The organism is Pseudoclavibacter sp. CFCC 13611 (assembly GCF_008831225.1).
In the GTDB taxonomy this organism is placed as follows: domain Bacteria; phylum Actinomycetota; class Actinomycetes; order Actinomycetales; family Microbacteriaceae; genus Pseudoclavibacter_A.
In genome coordinates this window covers 649674-663371 of record NZ_WBKE01000001.1, presented here as the reverse complement: position 1 = coordinate 663371, position 13698 = coordinate 649674, and the positions used below count along the sequence as shown (strand labels likewise).

General features: G+C 64.5%; 12 protein-coding genes and 2 tRNA genes. 3 read left to right on the top strand and 11 right to left on the bottom strand.

What is annotated here, in order from left to right:
* Positions 1-101: 101 nt before the first annotated feature.
* The 4 genes from F8O08_RS02895 to gabT form a co-directional block, all read right to left on the bottom strand.
* Positions 102-470: an FKBP-type peptidyl-prolyl cis-trans isomerase gene (locus F8O08_RS02895; protein ID WP_158038328.1), complete on the bottom strand. Its 369-nt coding sequence runs from the start codon at positions 468-470 to the stop codon at positions 102-104.
* A gap of 10 nt (positions 471-480) precedes the next feature.
* Positions 481-1983, bottom strand: a complete 1503-nt coding sequence (locus tag F8O08_RS02890) for an amino acid permease (RefSeq protein ID WP_158030983.1) — start codon at positions 1981-1983, stop codon at positions 481-483.
* Between the two features lie 313 nt (positions 1984-2296).
* On the bottom strand, positions 2297-3757 hold the full coding sequence (locus tag F8O08_RS02885; RefSeq protein WP_158038330.1) for an NAD-dependent succinate-semialdehyde dehydrogenase: 1461 nt from the start codon (positions 3755-3757) through the stop codon (positions 2297-2299).
* A 2-nt stretch (positions 3758-3759) separates the two neighbouring features.
* Positions 3760-5106, bottom strand: coding sequence for a 4-aminobutyrate--2-oxoglutarate transaminase (gene gabT / locus F8O08_RS02880; protein WP_158042484.1), 1347 nt, complete (start codon positions 5104-5106; stop codon positions 3760-3762).
* Positions 5107-5298: 192 nt separating this feature from the next.
* Here gabT and F8O08_RS02875 point away from each other — a divergent pair, with 192 nt between their 5' ends.
* A complete protein-coding gene (locus F8O08_RS02875) occupies positions 5299-6852 on the top strand; it encodes a PucR family transcriptional regulator (RefSeq protein ID WP_192497695.1) in 1554 nt (517 codons plus the stop codon).
* Here F8O08_RS02875 and rarD read toward each other — a convergent pair.
* From rarD to F8O08_RS02855, 4 genes are all read right to left on the bottom strand, one after another.
* The gene (gene rarD / locus F8O08_RS02870) at positions 6794-7702 is read right to left on the bottom strand and encodes an EamA family transporter RarD (RefSeq protein ID WP_158042482.1); all 909 of its coding nucleotides are present in this window, start codon (positions 7700-7702) and stop codon (positions 6794-6796) included. The two genes, F8O08_RS02875 and rarD, sit on opposite strands and share 59 nt — an antisense overlap.
* 127 nt (positions 7703-7829) lie before the next feature.
* Positions 7830-7905 (bottom strand) — tRNA-Glu (locus tag F8O08_RS02865).
* A 92-nt stretch (positions 7906-7997) separates the two neighbouring features.
* A complete protein-coding gene (locus F8O08_RS02860) occupies positions 7998-8276 on the bottom strand; it encodes a metal-sensitive transcriptional regulator (RefSeq protein ID WP_158030978.1) in 279 nt (92 codons plus the stop codon).
* A gap of 24 nt (positions 8277-8300) precedes the next feature.
* On the bottom strand, positions 8301-9173 hold the full coding sequence (locus F8O08_RS02855) for a glycosyltransferase (protein WP_225733545.1): 873 nt from the start codon (positions 9171-9173) through the stop codon (positions 8301-8303).
* 223 nt (positions 9174-9396) lie between these two features.
* Here F8O08_RS02855 and F8O08_RS02850 point away from each other — a divergent pair, with 223 nt between their 5' ends.
* Complete coding sequence (locus F8O08_RS02850; protein WP_158030977.1) at positions 9397-10134, top strand: VIT1/CCC1 transporter family protein; 738 nt, start codon at positions 9397-9399, stop codon at positions 10132-10134.
* Here the strand turns inward: F8O08_RS02850 and F8O08_RS02845 are convergent.
* On the bottom strand, positions 10112-11077 hold the full coding sequence (locus tag F8O08_RS02845) for a 3-methyladenine DNA glycosylase (protein WP_225733544.1): 966 nt from the start codon (positions 11075-11077) through the stop codon (positions 10112-10114). The genes F8O08_RS02850 and F8O08_RS02845 overlap by 23 nt on opposite strands.
* A gap of 116 nt (positions 11078-11193) precedes the next feature.
* Between F8O08_RS02845 and F8O08_RS02840 the strand changes: the two genes are divergently transcribed.
* Positions 11194-11265: transfer RNA gene (locus F8O08_RS02840), tRNA-Gln, on the top strand.
* A gap of 121 nt (positions 11266-11386) precedes the next feature.
* Here F8O08_RS02840 and F8O08_RS02835 read toward each other — a convergent pair.
* A complete protein-coding gene (locus F8O08_RS02835) occupies positions 11387-12556 on the bottom strand; it encodes a winged helix DNA-binding domain-containing protein (RefSeq protein ID WP_158038334.1) in 1170 nt (389 codons plus the stop codon).
* Between the two features lie 50 nt (positions 12557-12606).
* Positions 12607-13632, bottom strand: coding sequence for a heme o synthase (gene cyoE / locus F8O08_RS02830; RefSeq protein ID WP_158038335.1), 1026 nt, complete (start codon positions 13630-13632; stop codon positions 12607-12609).
* Between the last annotated feature and the right edge of the window lie 66 nt (positions 13633-13698).

The following is a 13698-nucleotide window of genomic DNA, read 5'->3' as shown; positions in this document are numbered from 1 at the left end:
CCGGCATCCCCCCCCGCGCCCTGCGCCTGCGGGGCCCCGCCTGGTTTCCCCACCGGGGCGCCGCCTCTCGACGACGGACGCTGCCGTCTGGGTTCATCGACTCACTTCACGTCGAGCAGATCGATCACGAAGATCAGGGTCTGGCCGCTCAGCGGGTGGCCGCTGCCGGCAGGCCCGTAGGCGAGATGCGGCGGAACGATCAGCTTGCGCCGACCGCCGACTTTCATGCCGGGGATGCCGACCTGCCAGCCTTTGATCAGGTTGCGCAGCGGGAAGGTGATCGATTCGCCGCGTCCCCACGACGAGTCGAACTCCTCACCCGATTCGAAGCCGACGCCGAGGTAGTGCACCTCGACGGTCGAGGCCGCGGTGGCCTCTGCACCGCTGCCGACGACGACGTCTTCGATCTCGAGGCTCTCAGGAGCCGGCCCGGTCGGAAAGTCGATCTCTGGTTTGCTGAGTTCTGTCATGGCAGCAACCTTACTTCGACTCGGCGTCAGTGCTCTGCGCACTCGCCGGGGAGCCGTCGGACAGCAGCCCCAGACGCTTCTGGCGGCGCTGCACGATCAGACCGGCCACGACGCTCACTGCGGCGACGACCAGGCTCACGTAGAGCTCGATGCGCGTCTGCAGACTCTTGTTGAACGTCATGTAGGCGAGCAGGGCGACCAGGGCGACGATCACGATCCAGGTGATGTACGGGAAGCCCCACATCTTGATGGTGCCGTTGGCCTTGCCCGGGACGACACCCTGCTTCGCGAGCATGCGGCGGCTGCGCAGCTGAGACACGGCGATGACGAGCCAGACGAAGATGGCGGTCGCACCGGTCGAGTTCACCAGGAACGCGAAGACGTAGTCGGGCACCGTGTAGTTCAGGACCACCGAGATCAGGCCGACGATGGCCGAAGCGAAAATGGCCACGTACGGAGTGTTGTGCCTGTTGACCTTGCGGAATGCCCGCGGGGCCTCACCACGACCGGCCAGCGAGTAGGCCATGCGCGATGCGGTGTACAGCGATGCGTTGAGCGTCGACAGCAGGGCCGTCAGCACGACGAAGTCCATGACCACGTCGACGCCTGGAATGCCGACGTACTCCAGTGCGCTCACGAAGGGAGACTTGCCCGAAACGACCTGGTCGTGTGGCAGCAGCAGCACGATGATGGTGATCGATCCGATGTAGAACAGCAGGATTCGCCAGATGACCGAGTTGACCGCTTTGCGCACAGCGTGCGCCGGGTGCTCCGACTCGCCTGCGGCCACGGTGGCCACTTCAGCGCCGAACATCGAGAAGATGACCGGCAGCAGCGCGACGAAGATGCCAGAGATGCCGTTCGGCATGAATCCTCCCTGTGCACCGTAGTCGACGCCCTGGTGCGCACTCGGGATGATCCCGGTCACCAAGCCGATGCCGAAGAGGATGAACAGCGTGATCGCGACGATCTTGATGCCGGCGAACCAGAACTCCATCTCACCGAAGCTCTTGACCGAGACCAGGTTGAGCCCGAGAAACAGCACGGTGATCACGAGAGCGGGAATCCACTGGTCCAGTCCGGGCAGGTACTTCGTGATGATCTTGGCTGCCGCTGTGGCCTCGATACCGACGACCACCACCCAGAACCACCAGTACAGCCAGCCGATCGACAGCCCCGCCCACGGCCCGATGAACTTCGTGGCGTAGGTCGAGAACGAGCCGGTGTCCGGACTCGCCGAGGCCATCTCTCCGAGCATCCGCATCACCAGGATGATCACGATGCCCGCGAGGGCATACGAGATGATGACGGCGGGGCCCGCCGAGATGATCGCGTTGCTGGACGCCACCAGCAGGCCGGCTCCGATGATGCCGCCCAGGGCGATCATCGAGAGGTGGCGAGGTTTCAGCGTGCCCGCCAGGCGTGGTTCCGGCTCGGCACGGTCAAGCTCGCCGACTGTGAACACCGCCTCCGTTGGCGGAGTCGTCGGCTTCTCGTTCTTCTCAGAACTCATGATGTGGTTCCTCTATTCATTCCTCGCCGCACCGCGGCGAAGAGATTGTTTCTGGACAGGTTCTGCGAGTGGCTGTGCACCGACTCGAATTCCCTGTGTCCCTCTGTGGAATCGTGCAAAAGTCTATGCAGCATCAACGTGAACGCTGGGTTACGCAAACTGGCCGAATCGTCCACCGATTGGCCGACATGTACAGCCCTGTACAGACGGCCTGATTCGTCCTGACACAGGAAAGAGGCTGCGGTGCCGCTGGAGTTCTCCTCCTGCGGCACCGCAGCCTCCAAACGCCGACCGGCGCTGTCAGACGAACGTCTCAGGCCCCGGGCCAGGCGACGCTGAAGTACTGCGTCTCCTGATACTCCTCAATGCCCTCGTGCCCGCCTTCACGCCCGACGCCGCTCTGTTTGAAGCCGCCGAACGGCACTGACGGATCGGAGACGAGCCCGCGATTCACGCCGACCATACCGGCATCGATACGGTTGGCGATGTCGACGGCATGTCGCAGCTCACCTGCGAACACGTACGAAGCCAGCCCGTAATCGGTGTCGTTCACCGATGCGATGAGGGCATCCTCGTCAGACCAGGTCGCGATCGAGGCAACCGGCCCGAATATCTCTTCGGCGAACACCGGGGATGCCGGAGTCACGTCGGTCAGCACCGTCACCGGGGCGTAGTACCCCGTCTCAGGAACCTCGGACTGATACGCGACGGTCGCACCCTCACGCACCGCGGCGGCGACGAGCTCTGACACCTTGTCGACCGACTTGCGGTTGACCAGCGGGCCGATGTCGGTGCCCTCGGCGAGGCCCGCCCCCACAGCGAGATCAGCCGCGCGCTCGATGAAACGACGAGTGAACCTCTCTGCGATGTCTGCGTGCACGAAGAATCGGTTCGCAGCGGTACAGGCCTGACCGCCATTGCGGAACTTCGCAGTCAGCGCTCCCTCCACCGCCGCCTCGACGTCGGCATCCGCCGTCACCACGAAAGCGGCGTTGCCGCCCAGCTCCATAGCCGTGTTGAGCACACGGTCGGCAGCCTTGCGCAGCAGCACCTTGCCGACCGGAGTCGAACCGGTGAACGAGATCACCCGAACGTGCTGGTCGTCGAGCAGATGATCGACGAGCTCAGCCGTGTGCGATGACGGCAGCACATTGACGAGCCCGGCAGGCAGTCCCGACTCAGCGAGGATCTGCGCGATCGCCAAAGCGGTCAGGGGTGTCTCACCGGCCGGTTTGAGCACGGTCGCGCATCCGGCGGCGAGCGCAGGCCCGATCTTGCGTGTGGCCATCGCGGCGGGAAAGTTCCACGGTGTGACCAGCACCGCGACCCCGGCGGGTCGGCGTGTGACCAGGTTGCGCACCCCACCTGCCGGCGCGGTGAGGTACTCCCCCTCGATGCGCACGGCCTCTTCGGCGAACCAGCGGAAGAACTCCGCCGCATAGGTCACCTCGCCGATCGCGTCAGAGAGCGCTTTGCCGTTCTCAAGAGAGATCAGCTCGGCGAGCTGCTGACGGCGTTCGATCATGAGCTCGAACGCACGTCTCAGCACCTCGCCGCGCTGCCGCGGTGCCACCTTCGCCCAGGCGATCTGCGCCTCGTGTGCTGACGCCAGCGCACGATCGGCGTCGGCCAGCCCGGCATCGGCCACCTCGACGAACGCATCCTCGGTGCTCGGGTCGATGACCGCGAAGGTCTCTCCCGATTTCGCATCGACGAACTCGTTGTCGATCCAGAGGCCGCTGACCGAGCGGGCGTAGTCGATGAGCTCGGTCATGCTCAGTTCTCCTTGAACGCCTGGACGATGACGTCGAGGCCGTCGTTGAGCACCTCGTCAGAGATGACCAGCGGCGTCAGGAAGCGGATGACGTTGCCATAGGTGCCGGCGGTCAGCAGCACGACGCCGTTCTTGTGCGCGTACTCGGCGATCTTGTGCGTGAGCTGGGCGTCCGGCTCCTTGGTCTCTGGGTGCACCAGTTCGATGGCCTGCAGAGCTCCACGACCGCGCACCTCTCCGATACGGGGATCGTTCTGCTGCAGCTCGTGCATACGGTTCGTGATGACCTCGCCGATGTGCAGGGCACGGTCGGCCAGTTTCTCGTCGACGACTTTGTCGAAGACGGCGAGCGCTGCAGCACAGGCAGCCGGGTTGCCTCCGTAGGTACCGCCGATGCCGCCGGCCTGTGGGTGATCCATCACGTCGGCACGGCCGGTGACCGCCGAAAGCGGCAGGCCTCCGCCGATCGCCTTGGCGGTCGTGACGAGGTCGGGCTCGATGCCTTCGTACTCCGAGGCGAACAGTCGCCCCGTGCGCGCCAGACCGGTCTGGATCTCGTCAGAGATGAACAGCACGTCGTTCTCGTGCGCCCATTTGACCAGTGCTGCCATGAAGCCCTCGGCTGGAACGATGAAGCCGCCCTCGCCCTGAATCGGCTCAAGCAGAATCGCGGCGACCGAGTCGGCACCGATCTGCTTCTCGATGGCGCTGATCGTGCGCTTCGCGGCCTCTTCGCCGGTCAGTCCGTCACGATACGGGTATGACCCGGGAACCCGATAGAGCTCGTTCGCGAACGGGCCGAAGTGGCTCTTGTACGGCGCGGCCTTTGCGGTCAGGCCCATGGTCAGGTTGGTGCGCCCGTGGAAGGCATGGTCGAAGGCGACGATGCCGTCTTTTCCGGTGAAGCTGCGCGCGATCTTGACTGCGTTCTCGACGGCTTCGGCGCCCGAGTTGAACAGTGCGGTGCGCTTCTCGAAGCTGCCCGGAGTCAGCTCGTTCAGACGCTCTGAGACCTCGATGTACGACTCGTACGGAACCGTGGCGAACGACGTGTGCGTGAACTGTGCGACCTGGTGCTGCACGGCGTCGACGACTTCTGGAGCCGAGTTGCCGACACCGGTGACGGCGATGCCTGAGGCGAAGTCGATCAGGGTGTTGCCGTCGACGTCGAGAATCACGCCTCCGCCTGCGGCGACGACGTAGGTCGGCAGCATGACGCCGACGCCGGCGCTCACTGCGGCGACCTTGCGCTCGTGCAGCACACGCGACTTCGGGCCGGGAATCTCGGTGACAAGGTTGCGGTGCTGGGCGAGGGTGGGCCCGCCGACGGGGATGCTCTGTTCAGTCATGAGACGTACTCCATTCGTTTGCGACAGATACCGATGTCGATGGCACGCCGCAGACGTGGCGAGCCCGACGTTGGGCAGTTCGAGCTGAAGGTGCCGGAATGCACTTTTCTGGCATTGACATTACGGTCACAACGCCGCCATTTGGCATGTACGTCGCGGATATCTGACCACCATTCAATGTACAATCTGTCCATGCCTGTCACGATACGTCGCCTGCTCGGCATCAGCGAACTGGCCTTGCGCCCCGTCGTCGGAGACGAGACGGGTGCCGAAACGGTCGAGCTGCTCGATGCTCCGCTCGAATGGGTGTACAGCTCCAACCTCGTGGATCCGATGCGTTTTCTTCCGGCCGGCCAGATGCTCCTGACCGACGGAGCGCAGTTCGACGTCGAGGGGTTCGACTACGGCCAGTACGTGGGTCGGCTGCGCGACGGCGGCCTCGTGGGCATGGGGCTGGGCACCGGTCTCACGTGGGCAGAGCCCCCCGAGGGGCTGGTCGACGCCTGTCGCAGGCGCGGCCTGCCTCTTGTCGAGGTGCCGTATCACGTGCCGTTTCTCGCGGTGATACGCACGGCCGACGACCTGCTCGACAGCGAGCACCAGCAGCACATTCAGTGGGGACTCGACGCTCAGCGCGCCATCTCACGAGCGGCAATGCGGTCGAATCGGTTGGGCGACCTGCTGCAGGAGCTTGCCAAGCAGCTGAACTGTGGGGTGGCCATCTTCGACAGCTCCGGCCAGCTGATGGGCTCAGCCAGGCAGCGTCCGCTTCCCCATTCTCAGCTGCAGGAACTCACCGATGCCATGGAGCGTCTGACCCGAAGCGGCACACGTTCGGCCGCACGCATCAGCGCCGACGGCGCTGAGTTCATCGTGCAGACCATCGGTGCGCCGCCGAAGCTCGCCGGCATGCTCGTGCTCAGCGGAGTGAGCCGCCTCGACGGCGTGCAGCTGGACGTCGTCGAGTCGGTTCTAGCGCTCACCGGCATCACCTTGGAGTTCAACCGAACGATCAATCGGCAGCAGCACGTGCTGCGCGACGGCGTCATCGAGATCGCCGCGTCAGGAAGCATCGCTCTGGCCAATCGGCTCGCAGAGCGGCTCTGGAATGAGACACTTCCGACGGGTGAGCGCACAGTCATCGCGCTGAACAGCACCACGACCGCCTTGGTCGATGCACTCGACCGCATGCAGCGCGACTGCATGATCTTCTGGGGACTGCGTGACGGCCGGGCCACCATCGTCGCGCCGGGCGAGAACCTTGACGCGGTCCTGGATGTCTGCCTGCGCGAACATGTGGGGGCCGGCATCTCACAGCTCAGCACGAATCTGCCGCTCAGCCGATTGATTCAGCAGGCGAGACGCGTCGTCGCAGACGCCGAACCCGGAGCGGTCGTCCGTTATGACGATCTGTCCGATGCCGGCTGGCCCACGCTGCTGCGCGGCTCGATGCTCGAGGTCGTGGCGGCGCAGCTCCTGGCGCCCCTCGATCAGCGCCATGCGTCAGAGGGCGCAGAGCTGCGCCGCACACTGCGGGTCTGGCTCGAAGAGAACGGCCAAGCCGAAGCCGCTGCAACGCGTCTCGGCGTGCACCGGCACACTGTGCGCAACAGAGTCGCTCGTGCAGCTTCTCTGCTCGATCTCGACCTCGACACCTTCGAGACCCGCACAAAGGTCTGGCTGGCGCTCAGCGCGACAGACGACCCGAACGACCTCTCCGCAGCAGCGGGAGAAGCCCAGAGATGAGCATGCATACCAGGGCCGCCGCGATGACGGTGTAGACGAACAGATCAGCTGTCAGCAGCTGCTCCCCAAGCAGCAGCGCAGCGGCGAAGAGCAGCACCGGCTCGAGATAGCTGAGCATGCCGAAGAGAGTGAGGTTCAGTCGGCCGCTGGCGAGGATATACAGCATCATCGCCACACCACTGAGCACGCCGAGCGCAACGAAGGACCACCAGGCCGGGCCAGCCTGTCGCGCCAGCGTGCCTGCGACATCCCCCTGAGAGAGCAGCCAGACCGCGACCGGAGCAGCAAGCAGCATCTCGAGCCAGAACACGCGCACATCGTCCATGCCGGCCGCACGGCGCACGGCGAAGTAGACGGGATACCCGAAGCCCACCAACGCGGTCGGCCACGAGAACCCGCCGACGACGAGCACTTCGATGATCACGGCGACGGCCGCGAGCGCGACGGCCGCCCACTGCCAGCGATCAAGACGATCTTTGAAGAGAAAACGGCCGGCGGCGACCACAACGAGCGGCATCAGAAAGTAGCCCAGCGAGACGTCGAGCGCGTGCCCGTGCATCGGCCCCCAAATGAACACCCAAATCTGTGCGGTCACCATAGCCGAGCAGCCCAGCAGCACCAGAATACGGCGGGGGTCATGGAGGATGCGGCGGATCAGGCGCCCGATGGCGTCCCAGTCCCGGTGCACCGTGAAGAAGACTGCCATCAGCACGACGATGCAGACGATCCGCCAGGCAGTGACCTCTTCTGAGGTAAACGCCGACAGCTCGCTGGTCAGCAGCGAGATCAGACCGAACATCACCGATGCCGAGACCGACGCGCTCACGCCTGACTTCGTCGTCTGCGCCATCGCAGCTCCATTTCTTCGTGTCGGCCGAACGCGCAGACATTCGCCATGCGAATATGCAGTCGGGATGGGAAGCGGCAATGCAAAAGGCCCGCATCAGCCGAGTGACTGAATACGAGCCTTGAGCTCTTGGTGACCCCAGCGGGATTTGAACCCGCGTTACCGCCGTGAGAGGGCGATGTCCTAGGCCGCTAGACGATGGGGCCGTCTGTAAGCAACCAGATGATTATGCCACAGTTTCGATCACACACACCAATTCCGGCGCATGTTTCGGGCGTGTCGTCTGCGCCCGCAGGGTTCAGTCGGCTCGACCTTTGATGCCGTAGAGGCGCACCATCTCATCGATGGCGCGCTCGCGTTCGTCTCCCCCGGCCTGCAGCATATGCGGCACATGGGTGCGCAGATGGTTCTCGACGAGAAGCGAGTTCAACGAGGCGAGCGACCGCTGCACCGCAAGTGACTGTGTGACGATGTCGACGCAGTAGTCTTCGTCTTCGATCTGACGCTCGATGGCGCGCAGCTGCCCCTCGATGATGCGCACGCGATGCAGAGCACGCTTCTTGATGTCGTCGATCATGCTGCCCAGACTACGCTGTCGCACTCAACGACGACTGAGCACAGGCACGCTCGGCAGACTGCTGCGCTCGACGTCTTCTGTGCCGAGATGTCTGATCTGTCGCAGCCCGTGCAGAGAAGGATAGATCATGTAGAGCACGGCCTGGGGAATGCGCTCAAGGCCGCGGTTGAGGCTGTGCGCGCGGTAGGTGCGGCGAAAGCGCTGCACGTAGTCGCTGTAGTCGCGGAACTTGGAGTCCATGCGTCGCGCCGAGATCCCGCAGACCATGTTCGACTCGTAGCCCACGAACAGTCCGTTCTCGGCGAGATGAATCGACAGGTCGATGTCTTCGTGCAGCAGATCGCCCTCATCGGGGCACACCTCGTCGCGAATCAGGTTCCAAGCGTCGGCCCGCACCGCCATGTTGCTGCCGAAGACGAACCGGTATTCCCGGTTCAGTCGCATCAGCAGCTTGCGAAACCGATCGTCGGCACGCAGGCCGAAACGACGAAAAGGCATGTCGTAATACATGACCGGGCCCGTAAGCGCACTGATGTGCTGGTTGCGAAAGGCACGCCGCACCTCTCGGCTCCACTCCGGAGCCAGCAGCGAGTCAGCGTCGATACGGCCGAGCACATCACTGGTAGCGGCGTCGAACCCCGCGTCACGAGTGGGTATAAGCCCCTGACGCTCGTTCTGAGCGATCAGACGGACGACCTGATTCGGGTGCTGTCGAGCCACACGCCGCACCGTGTCTGCGGTGCCGTCGGTGCTGCGGTTGTCGACGACGATGATTTCGTCGAGCGGCACGGTCTGTGCGATCGCCGCCCGCAGGCACGCCTCGATGCGCTCTTCCTCGTTGTACGCCGGGATGATCAGCGAGACGCTAGGGAGCAAGCCGGTAACCTCTGCGGTCACTGCGGTTCCTTTCCAGTCTGTCGCCCTCCACCCTAGCCGCACCACCGCACCGTCGTCAGGATTCGACGTTGCAGATCGATAAAGTTCTCACCGCCGAACACCCAGATGACGGTGGTGTTGACCCGATCTCTCGTTCTACGGTGGCCTTCAGACGCGGCGATGGCACCCATTGCGAGCAGCATCCGCACCCAGAAGACCAGTTCTCACGAGGAGGCCTGACTCCATGTCAGCAGCGGCAACGGTGATCGATCCGACCAATCCGCACACCTACGACCACACGCATGCGAATGTCAGCGGCGGCTGGCTGCGTGCCTCGGTCTTCGGTGCGATGGACGGCCTGGTCTCGAACATCGGGCTGATCACCGGCATCGGCGCGGCCGGTGCCTCGAACCACGTGGTGCTGCTGACCGGCATCTCGGGCCTGCTGGCCGGTGCGTTCTCGATGGCTCTCGGAGAGTTCACCTCGGTGCGCAGCCAGAACGAGCAGCTGGACAAAGAGATTGCCATCGAGGTGGCTGCGCAGAAGCGCAACCCGGTCGGCGAGCAGGCCGAGCTCGCACGTGAGTTCCAGCAGATGGGCATGAGCGAGCAGACCGCACACACGGCAGCCGCCGAGATTCACAGCACGTCGGTCTCGACCCGCACTGTGCACGTGCATCTCATGCAGGAGCTCGGCATCGACCCGGATGATCGCCCGTCACCCGTCGCCGCGGGCCTGCTCTCGTTCCTGTTCTTCTCAATGGGAGCGATCGTGCCGATTCTGCCCTACCTCTTCGGCATCGGCTCGCTCATGACCGGCCTGATCGCCGGCTGCATCGGCCTGCTGCTCGCCGGCGGCATCGCCGCCAAGGTCTCAGGGCGCAACTGGTTCAGAGGGGCGGCACGCCAGCTGCTGCTCGGCCTCATCGCCGTGGCCGTGACCTACGCCGTCGGCATGCTCATCGGCGTCGACGCGCACTGATCGACTCCCCCGGCCCGGATGCTGCAGGCGGGCTCGCCACAGCATCCGCCGACGCCGCCTGCCGCGCCCGCGCGATCGCCTGCAGCATGCGCTCTCGCAGCACGTTGGCTCGTGACGCGAAGCTCTGCTGTCGCACGGCGAACTCCCGCCGCCCCTGCTGCGTCTCTATGCGCACCGGTTCGAGGCCGAAACGACGCACGTCATAGGGCGATGCCTGCATGTCGAGATCTCGCACCTCGCGAGCGAGTTCGAATGTGTCGATCAGCAGCTCGCCGGGAATGATCGGGCCCAGCTTCATGGCCCATTTGTAGAGATCCATGTTCGCGTGCAGACAGCCCGGCTGTTCGAGTTCCGTCTGCGTCTCGCGCGTCGGCTGCAGTGCGTTCAGCGGTCGGGCGACGGGTGTGAAGAAGCGGAAGGCGTCGAAGTGCGTGCACTCGATGCGGCTCGACTCGACCACGGCATCGGTGCCGGCATGACCCAGGCGCAGTGGCAGCTTCGTATGCCGCTCCTGCCCGTCGCGCATGCCATAGACCATCGCCCACTCGTGCAGGCAGGAGCAGCCCAGCTTGGCGCGGCGTGCAGCGGTGCGGCGCAGCAGGCCTTCGACGAAGCCGACCGTGTCGGCGCGGTCGGCGAGAAAGGCACCCGCATCGACGAGCACGTCGGCCTCGTGGGTCGCGTACCAGCGCCACTGGGCACGCGGTTCGGCGGATGCTCCTTCGAGTCTGATGCCTGCGCCCGGGTGCCAGCGCCGCAGCAGCGCAGGCCGATACGAGTAGTAGGTGAAGAGGAAGTCTTCGACCTCGTTGGCCTCGCCGGTCTGTCGACGCCTGCGCCAGCCAGCGGTGAGCTGATCTGCGCGCTGCCTGTGCCGAGCCTCGCGCACCCGCCACTGCTGCACCGAGAGGCGCTCGAAAACGGCAGGCTGGGTGGTGGTCACTCCCCCATCGTACGGCGCTGCGCAGAGCCTCTTCGAGCCCGAGTTGTGTTCTGGATGAGAATGTCCTATCGTTGACTCTCGGTTCGCAAACGTGCACACGGATGCGCAACTACCCTTGGGGTATGGTGTAATTGGCAACACGACGGTTTCTGGTACCGTTATTCTTGGTTCGAGTCCAGGTACCCCAGCACTAGGAAATATAAGGGCACAGCCCGAAACGTGAAAACGTGTGGCACCTTATTCTGGACCTTATATCTTGGCAGCACCTATCATGTGGCACCTTATTGGTGCCTTCTCGGCAGACTTCCGCTATCGCTCCACCAAGCCGCTTCCCGCGCTGAAACGTCCGTAGGCCTGCATCGAGCGCTTGAGGGCTGCCGAACCACGCGTGCTCATCTTCTCGCCAGCGAACAGGCTGACTTCAGCGGTCTTGGTCTTCCACACACCACGGATGCGACCGTCACTCAGCACGGTGGGCTGCCCCAGACCGTTCTTCGACATGACCAGCGGCCCGAACTTCGGGTCGAGCACGGCCGAACGGTCCTTATAGCCGAGCAGAACCTCGTCGAAGGCAGGCAGCGCCAAGGTCACCGCCAGAGCATCAGTGCCAGTGCGCCCCGTCGTCCCGTCTTCGCCCAGCACTCTCTGCAGCTGCCTCTCGGTCGCCCACAGCCCCTCGTCATTGGGGCCGACGCATTCCACGAGCGGCTGACCTTCATCGTCTGATGCGGCGAGGCGCAACGCCCTGCCGCTCTCTCGCATGGTCAGAGCCGTCCACCAGCTGAGATCTGCTGCAGTCGCAGGGCCATGACCGGCAATGTAGCGTCGGGCGAGCTCGGCCAGCGCCTCGTCTCCTTCGTGCACCCGCGGTGAGACGATCCACTCGTCGGCCAGCACCAGATCGAGATCACGCCCATTGTCGTTCATCGGCCCGAAGACCACTTCGCCGAGCTGATTGAGCGCCCACACCAGGTGGTACGACCAGCCCGCTCGCATCTCGACCCCGGCATCCTGCCAGACCTGTATCAGGGCATCTCGATGCAGCCGTCGCCCGCCCGACAGAGCCTGGCGAGTGATCTCACGCACCTGATCGACGACGGCAAGATCGAGGTGCAGACGCGCACGGCGCTTGGGCCAGTCTTTGAGCACGCGGTGGTTCGTGGCCTGCTGCATCCAGCCGATGTCTGCCGCCGCCACGAGGTGCACCGTCGAGCGCATCGGCCAAGAGCGCACGATCAGCCCCTGGTCGAAAGCCGCCCGAATCGTCTGCGCTGCAGCCCCCGTTCGCAGAGCCAGGGCCCATTGAGCGGCGAAGGAGTTCTGCCCCTGCAACGCGAGCAGATGCTCAGCAGCCTCGAGAACGTCATTCGACGCAGACGCGCTGCATGGCGAATGCATCGGTTCACGAACGGCCGCATCGAGCAGCTGCGCAGAGATCCGGGCTGCTGCGATCTGCGGCGTGCTGAGTGCGATGGCCATGGCATCACTCTATTCGCCGTGCAGGTCTGCCGCTGCGAGGGCCGATACGGCTACGGCAGCCAGGGATCGAGACCGAGCATGATGCACAGCGCCATGATCGACACGAGCGAGAACCCGAACATGCGGTGTGACCAGGCGATCTTGTCTGAGGTCGTGAAGCCGAGCGCGCCGATCGCGATCCACACGACGCCGAGCAGCCCCAACACGCTGGTGGTGGTCAGACTGGCGAACCCGAGCACGCCGAGCAGCACCACGCTCGCAACGTACAGCACTGTGTAGACGAAGATGTGCACGATGGTCGTCGGCACGCCCTTCACCACGGTGATCACAGGAACGCCTGCGGCCGCGTACTCCTCGCGCCGATAGATCGCAATCGAATAGAACTCGGGCATCTGCCAGAAGAACAGCGCGAGAAAGACCAGTACGGCCCCAGCATCCACACGCCCTGTGGCCCCCACATAGCCCGCGAGAATGGGCACCGCGCCCGAGACCGACCCGACCAGAGTGCCGTGATACGACATGCGCTTCGAGGTCGCCCCATAGAGCCAGACGTAGCAGACGAAGCCGAACACTCCGAGGCCGAGCACCAGCGGCGTCGACCAGAGGCCCAGCACCGCAGCGCCGAGCAGCCCCAGCACGATCGAGAAGATCGTCGCTCGTCTGGCCCGCACTCCCCCGGTGACGGTCGCCCGCTTCTTGGTGCGTTCCATGCGCTGATCGATGTCGCGATCAAGCACGTTGTTGAGCACGGTCGCCGAGCCGACGATCAGCGTCGTGCCGACCGTGACGATCACGAGTGAGAAGAGATCGACGCCGTTCTGACTGCCGAAGAGAAAGCCTGCGACGGCGCTCAGCACGTTCGCATAGAGCACCCCTGGCTTGGTCAGCGAGTAGTAGCGCGCGATCACATCACGCAGCGACTCCCCGGCATGCCGAGAGGCGATCGCGGCATCGGTGCCGGGCCGAGCCGCGGGTGTCGGCGAAGGCTGCGCAGCGGCGGCCTGTTCCGAGGTGCTCCGGTGACCTCCCGACGACGTCTGGGCATCGTCGGCCGCACGCTCGGATGACACACTCATGCCCTTATACCTCGTTCGCTCTCACCCTCGACAACGAGAAGTCGAAGGCAGACATTCCAAAGTTGT

Coding starts and splice junctions, on each gene's coding strand:
- cyoE (WP_158038335.1), bottom strand. CDS start 13,632: ATGAGTGTGTCATCCGAGCGTGCGGCCGACGATGCCCAGACGTCGTCG.
- gabT (WP_158042484.1), bottom strand. CDS start 5,106: ATGACTGAACAGAGCATCCCCGTCGGCGGGCCCACCCTCGCCCAGCAC.
- F8O08_RS02895 (WP_158038328.1), bottom strand. CDS start 470: ATGACAGAACTCAGCAAACCAGAGATCGACTTTCCGACCGGGCCGGCT.
- F8O08_RS02885 (WP_158038330.1), bottom strand. CDS start 3,757: ATGACCGAGCTCATCGACTACGCCCGCTCGGTCAGCGGCCTCTGGATC.
- F8O08_RS02890 (WP_158030983.1), bottom strand. CDS start 1,983: ATGAGTTCTGAGAAGAACGAGAAGCCGACGACTCCGCCAACGGAGGCG.
- F8O08_RS02850 (WP_158030977.1), top strand. CDS start 9,397: ATGTCAGCAGCGGCAACGGTGATCGATCCGACCAATCCGCACACCTAC.
- F8O08_RS02835 (WP_158038334.1), bottom strand. CDS start 12,556: ATGGCCATCGCACTCAGCACGCCGCAGATCGCAGCAGCCCGGATCTCT.
- F8O08_RS02860 (WP_158030978.1), bottom strand. CDS start 8,276: ATGATCGACGACATCAAGAAGCGTGCTCTGCATCGCGTGCGCATCATC.
- F8O08_RS02875 (WP_192497695.1), top strand. CDS start 5,299: ATGCCTGTCACGATACGTCGCCTGCTCGGCATCAGCGAACTGGCCTTG.
- rarD (WP_158042482.1), bottom strand. CDS start 7,702: ATGGCGCAGACGACGAAGTCAGGCGTGAGCGCGTCGGTCTCGGCATCG.